At 71.7% G+C, this 361-nt stretch carries 1 pseudogene; it reads right to left on the bottom strand.

The annotated features are described in order from the left end of the window. Positions 1–361, bottom strand: a pseudogene (locus IG84_RS38565) (hypothetical protein); the annotation flags it as partial.

Below are 361 nucleotides of genomic sequence, written 5' to 3'. Positions count from 1 at the left end.
GGCCTGGAGCCGGACCCGGTACCAGGTGCCAGCGGTGTGGGTCAGGCCGGTGGTGTACGAGGCGAGCTGCGTTTCGACGTTGGCCGCCCGGCGTCGCAGCGTCAGGACGATCCCGGCCGTCGTGGTGAAGTCGAGCCTGGCCATGTAGAAGTCGACATTTCCGTTCGCGCGCACATACGGGCCCGCGTACAGCGACGAGCCCGCGGCCAGGACGGACGTGGCCACGTCCACGTAGAGGTCGACGTCGGCCGAGGGGGCCGGGGTGTGCGTGAGGTGGGCGATGCCGGTGGTCGGCTGGGTCGTCGACCCGTAGCCGGAGCCGACGGCGTAGTCGGCGGCCGTGCCGGTGACGGTCCAGGCC

The sequence above is a fragment of the Streptomyces ochraceiscleroticus genome, assembly GCF_000720485.1.
In the GTDB taxonomy this organism is placed as follows: Bacteria; Actinomycetota; Actinomycetes; order Streptomycetales; family Streptomycetaceae; genus Streptomyces; species Streptomyces ochraceiscleroticus.
The sequence above is the reverse complement of the archived record's forward strand: the minus strand, read 5'-3'. Positions and strand labels throughout refer to the sequence as shown.